Raw genomic sequence first — 5,257 nt, forward strand, 5'->3', positions numbered from 1 at the left:
CCCCGGCCCGGCCCCGCGCCCGCGCCGTGAGGGCCAGGGCGCCCCGGGCGACCCGCGCCGCCAGCCGCAGCGCTCCCGCGAGCTCCAGGCCAAGATCGAGGACGCCGTCCTCGCCCGGCATGACAAGCCGGCCGCCAAGCTGCCCAAGACCTTCGGGGAGCCCGAGGGTGAGCGCCTCCAGAAGGTGCTGGCCCGGGCGGGCGTCGGCAGCCGCCGCGCCTGCGAGGAGCTGATCGAGCAGGGCCGGGTCGAGGTCAACGGCAAGCGCGTCACCGAGCAGGGCAAGCGGGTCGACCCGCAGAAGGACGAGATCAAGGTGGACGGCCTGACCGTCGCCACCCAGTCCTACCTGTTCTTCGCGCTGAACAAGCCGGCCGGCGTGGTCTCCACCATGGAGGACCCGGACGGCCGCCAGTGCCTGGGCGACTACGTGACCAACCGGGAGACCCGACTGTTCCACGTCGGCCGCCTGGACACCGAGACCGAGGGCATCATCCTGCTCACCAACCACGGCGAGCTGGCCCACCGCCTCACCCACCCGCGCTACGGCGTGACCAAGACCTACCTGGCCGCGATCCAGGGCCCGATCCCGCGCGACCTGGGCAAGCAGCTGGCCCAGGGCGTGGAGCTGGAGGACGGCTACGCGCGCGCCGACAGCTTCAAGGTGGTCTCCAACGTCGGCAAGAACTACCTGGTCGAGGTGACCCTGCACGAGGGCCGCAAGCACATCGTCCGCCGGATGCTGGCCGAGGTCGGCTTCCCGGTCGAGAAGCTGGTGCGCACCCACTTCGGCCCGATCGCCCTGGGCGACCAGAAGTCGGGCTGGCTGCGCCGCCTCACCAACCCGGAGGTCGGCCAGCTGATGCGCGAGGTCGGCCTGTAGGCCCGTCCGCTCCGCCGGAGCCCCGGCCGCACGTGCTGCGGCCGGGGCTCCGGCGTTCCCGGGGGCGGGGGCGACGGGGCGGGGCGGCGCGGGCGTCCGCGTGGGGATGTTCACCTGCGGATGTCCACGTTTCGGACGAGTCGTGTGAGCCGGGACGCAACCGCTGGTCACGGCCTTGTCAGCGTCATGATCCGTGGCCGAGGATGGCCACCGGAGCACCACCCGCCGTGTGGCGGGACTGCGCCAGCACGGGCGCGCGGGTCGGGGCGGAAACGGGCGAACAGGGGGAGAGGGCGTCGTGTCCGATGCAGCACTGGGGCGGGCCGGCGGACAGGCCCTCGGCGCACTGGGACTGGCGGAGCCGGACGGGCAGGTCTACGCGGCGCTGGTGGCCAACCCGCAGTCCACGGCGGAGGAGCTGGCGGAGAGCTGCGGGCTGACGTTCCAGCAGAGCGTTCGCGCACTGGACCGGTTGGCGCAGCAGGGCATGGCCACCCGGGCGCCGGTGGACCGGCACCGCTACCTGCCGGTCCCCCCGGACGTCGCGATCGGCACCCTGATCGGCCACCGGGAGTCGGAGCTGCGCTACGCCCGGGCCGAGATGCACCGGCTGATGGACGCCTTCCGGGAGGCCTCGCGGTACACCGACCCGGCGCACTCGGTGGAGGTGCTGACCGGCGGCGAGGCGATCGCCCAACGGCTGGAGCACATCACCGAGACCAGCCAGTACCAGGTGCGCGGCTTCGACCGTCCGCCGTACATCCAGGACCCGGTGGCGCCGATGCCCCTGCAACGGCGGCGGCTGCGCGAGGGCGTGAAGTTCCGGACGATCTACGACCGGGAGGCGGTGGCCTGGCCGGGGCGGCTGGAGAAGAACATCCTGGTCGGCGTCGCGGACGGTGAGGAGGCGCGGGTCCGGCCGACGCTGCCGATGAAGATGATCATCTCGGACGACCGGATGGCGATCATCCCGATCAGCGTCGGTGACAGCGTGCTGGACGCCGCGTACGTGATCCACCCCTCGGCGCTGCTCCAGGCGCTGGACACGCTGTTCGAGGCGGAGTGGGAGCGGGCCGTCCGCTTGCAGGCGGCGGTCGGCACCGGGGACGCCGCGCCGGAGCCGGAGGCCGACCACCGCAAGCTGCTGGGCCTGCTGGCGGCCGGGCTCACCGACGAGTCGATCGCCCGCTCGCTCGGCTGGAGCGCCCGGACCACCCAGCGCCGGCTCCAGAGCCTGATGCGCTCGCTGGGCGCCACCACCCGCTTCCAGGCCGGGATGGCGGCCCGGGAGCGGGGGTGGCTGTAGGGAATGTTGTGACAATTCACGATGTCGCGATGGTCTGCGGAGTCGTGAGCATCGGCGATGTTGTGACAATTCGCGAGGTCCGCGGGAATGGCAGGAAGCGCGGGAGCTGCCGGAACCCCGGGAACCGGGGGAACCGCGGAAACCGCGTGAGCCGCGTGAACCTCGGGAATTGTCATAACTTTCCTCGGTCGCGCCCCGTCAGCTCCAGGGGCTGAGTGAGGCCCAGCGGCCGTCCGGGCCGCGCTCGACCTTCTCCAGACCGACCACGGCGGTGCGGTTCAGCCGCCCGTAGATGTGCGGGAACAGCACGCCGGGGGTGGCCCCGGGCGGCGGGGCGCCGTGCGGGGCCTCCCACTTCACCATCGGCTCCACCAGCGACTCCTCGATCAGCAGCACCATCAGCGGGTCGGGGGTGTCGGCGAAGAAGGCGTTGGCCACGGCGAGCGCCGTCTGCTCGTCCGCGGAGCAGTGGATGAACCCGTCGGTGAGCAGCGAAGCGGTGGCGTACGGACGGCCGGGGTCGGCCAGCCAGTCGTCCAGGGGAGCGAGATGGAGGATCATGCTTCCTTTTCTACCCGTTGTCTCCGGTTTGGTCCTGAGCGGCCGTCACCGGTGCGGCGGTGTCAGCCGTCGGCCCGCCCGCAGCGGTCAGAGCCCGGCCACCTTCGCGGAGGCGGACACCTCGTACACCAGGGTGAGGGTGCGCCGGGCGCCGGGGGCGAGCGGGACGTCCCAGCGGACGATGCCCTCGGCGTCGAAGGAGTCCGGTGCCGGGGAGCACTCCTCCTTGCGCAGCCGCACCTCGACCGCGGACACCTCGGAGACCGGCACCCGCTCGCGCACGGTGACGATCCGCTCGTCCCGTTCCTCCGGGCCGGAGAAGCGGGACAGGTGCAGCCGGACCGTCCGGGTGGTGGTCTGGCGGCCGGTGAGGCCGGCGGTGGCCTGACGCTCCTCGGTATCCCGGACCACCCGGTAGCCGTCCGAGCTGCCGAAGGACAGTTCGGCCTCGGCGCCGGCGGCGGTGAAGCGCAGCTCGCCGCGGCCGGTGAAGCCGCTGCCGCGGACCAGCTCGACCGGGCCGGACAGCAGCGGGTGGCCGGCCGCGTTGCGGAACCGGACCACCTGGGTGACCAGCGCGGACAGCTCGGGGGCGCTGGCGTACTCGCTGCTCGCCGGGCCGGTGAAGGCGCCCAGCGGCACCCGGTGCGCGCGGCCGTCGGAGGGCACGGTCGCGGGGGCGGGGGCGGGCAGCACCCGGACCTCGCCGCCGTCGTCCACGCCCGGCACCCGTGAGGCCGGGCCCACGGCGGCGACCGCCTCCTCGCGCAGCTCGACCTCGACCGTGCGGCGTTCCTCGTCGGTGCGCTCGCGCAGCACCAGGACGTCCTCGGCGACCGCGGGCGGGGCGGTGGCGAGGGCGGAGCGGGCGGTGGAGAAGGTGAGCCGGGCGTTCGTCCAGTCCTCGCCGGTGCGCTGCCAGACCACCGCCTCCGACTCCAGGCACAGGTCGGTGCCGTCCAGGGTCGCCCGGTAGGAGGGGCGCCACAGTGCGCAGGGCACCAGGTGGGAGACGGTCAGCTCGGCGGGGCCGGGCCGCGCCGCCTCGACGGTGAGCTCCAGGTGGGCGGTCAGCTCGGCCGGGTCCTCCTCGGCCTGGTCCAGGGCGATCAGGGCCTGCGAGCGTTCCTGCTCCAGGCGGCGCAGCCGGGAGTGGGTGGCGCGCAGCTCCTCGCCGTAGCGCTCGCGCTCGGCGTCCACCCGGCCGAGCTCCCGGGCCCAGCGGGTGGGTTCGAGCTCGCCGAGGCCGGCGCCCTCGCCGATCTCGCGCAGCAGGTCGGCGGAGAGCTGGGCGAGCAGGGCCAGCCGGGCCTCCAACCGGGCCCGGGTCTGGTCGGCGAGCCGGGTCTCGGCGTCCAGCCGGTGCAGCCGGTGTCGCAGCTCGGAGTCCTCCGGTCCGGGCGGCAGTGGGGCGCGCGGGGCCCAGCTGCGCACCAGCCGGGCGTCCAGCACGCGGATGCCGCCGGTGGCGGACTCGGCGCGCAGGGTGCGGTCGACGGCGAGGGCGGTGAGCGGGCCGAGGCGCAGCCGCTGCACGCCCGCGGTGAGCCCGACCGTCGTGGTGCGCTCGACCTGGCTGCGGTCCTCCAGGCAGGTCACGGCGGTGACGGGGAGGGGAAGGGTCTCGACGGTCATCGCTCAGTTCCTCCGGTTTCCGCCGACGATGGCCTTTCCGGCCGGGATCTTGATCACGTAGCCGCCCTCCAGCTCGGTGCGTCCGCCTGGCGGCAGGTCGACCCGCCAGAGCCGGGTGCTGGGCGGGCAGTCCGGGGTGGAGACGGTCGGGGCGTGCCAGTCGGCCCGCTCCTCGATCCGGATCTCGGCGTCGGAGGTGACCGGCACCCGCTCGCGGACCTCCACCGTGACGGCGCGTCCGAGCCGGTTCGCCAGCTGGACGTGCACCCGGTGGTCGAGGACGGTGCTGTTGCCCTTCAGCATGCCGGTGGTGGACTCGTGCAGCTCGGTGCGGCGCGCCACCTCGATGCTTTCGGCGACGCCGACGCCCAGCCGGCGGGTGCCGCCGGGCGCCAGGGTGGGCAGCGCGGCGGTGAGCAGGAACTCGTCGTCCACGGTGACCTCGACCGGGCCGGCCAGGACGGCCTGGTCGGTGCGGTTGGCGAGCACCAGGGTCGCGTACACCTTCTCCTCGACGGCGGGGACGGTGACGTACTCGGGGCGGACGGCGAGCGGGATCTCGCCGACGGTGACGGCGTGCCAGGTGCCGTCGGACGGGATGTCGGCGGGGGCGGCGGCGTCGAAGCGGTGGTCGAAGGAACCGGCCGACTCGCGGGGCGGGACGGCGTGCCGGGGCAGGGTGAGGTTGCGGAGCCGCACTGCGCCGCTGCCGCCGGGCAGTGCCCCGGACGGCTCCTCGCGCTCGATCCGCTCGCGGCGGGGGTGCAGGGTCCCACGCCGGGCGGCGGGCCCCTCGGGGCCTGCCAGGACGAGGTCGGGATAGTCGAGCAGGGTGGCGTCCGGCGCGAGGCCGGGCTGCGGGGGCGCGGCGG

Annotated in this window: 5 protein-coding genes; 2 read left to right on the forward strand and 3 right to left on the reverse strand. The window is 74.3% G+C overall.

The window, feature by feature from the left end:
* The coding region (locus tag KS423_RS37595; protein ID WP_224284230.1) for a pseudouridine synthase at positions 1-883 on the forward strand (883 nt) is incomplete at its 5' end.
* Positions 884-1,181: 298 nt separating this feature from the next.
* Complete coding sequence (locus KS423_RS37600; RefSeq protein WP_224284231.1) at positions 1,182-2,189, forward strand: helix-turn-helix domain-containing protein; 1,008 nt, start codon at positions 1,182-1,184, stop codon at positions 2,187-2,189.
* Positions 2,190-2,387: 198 nt separating this feature from the next.
* Here the strand turns inward: KS423_RS37600 and KS423_RS37605 are convergent, their stop codons facing one another.
* The 3 genes from KS423_RS37605 to KS423_RS37615 form a co-directional block, all read right to left on the reverse strand.
* Entirely contained in the window at positions 2,388-2,750 is a 363-nt protein-coding gene (locus KS423_RS37605) for a DUF952 domain-containing protein (RefSeq protein WP_224284232.1), read from the reverse strand.
* 87 nt (positions 2,751-2,837) lie between these two features.
* Entirely contained in the window at positions 2,838-4,385 is a 1,548-nt protein-coding gene (locus tag KS423_RS37610; protein ID WP_224284233.1) for a mucoidy inhibitor MuiA family protein, read from the reverse strand.
* A 3-nt stretch (positions 4,386-4,388) separates the two neighbouring features.
* Positions 4,389-5,257 (reverse strand): DUF4139 domain-containing protein (locus KS423_RS37615; RefSeq protein ID WP_224284234.1); only part of this gene is annotated, 869 nt, incomplete at its 5' end.

The organism is Streptomyces sp. LS1784 (genome assembly GCF_020103755.1).
Classification (GTDB): domain Bacteria; phylum Actinomycetota; class Actinomycetes; order Streptomycetales; family Streptomycetaceae; genus Kitasatospora.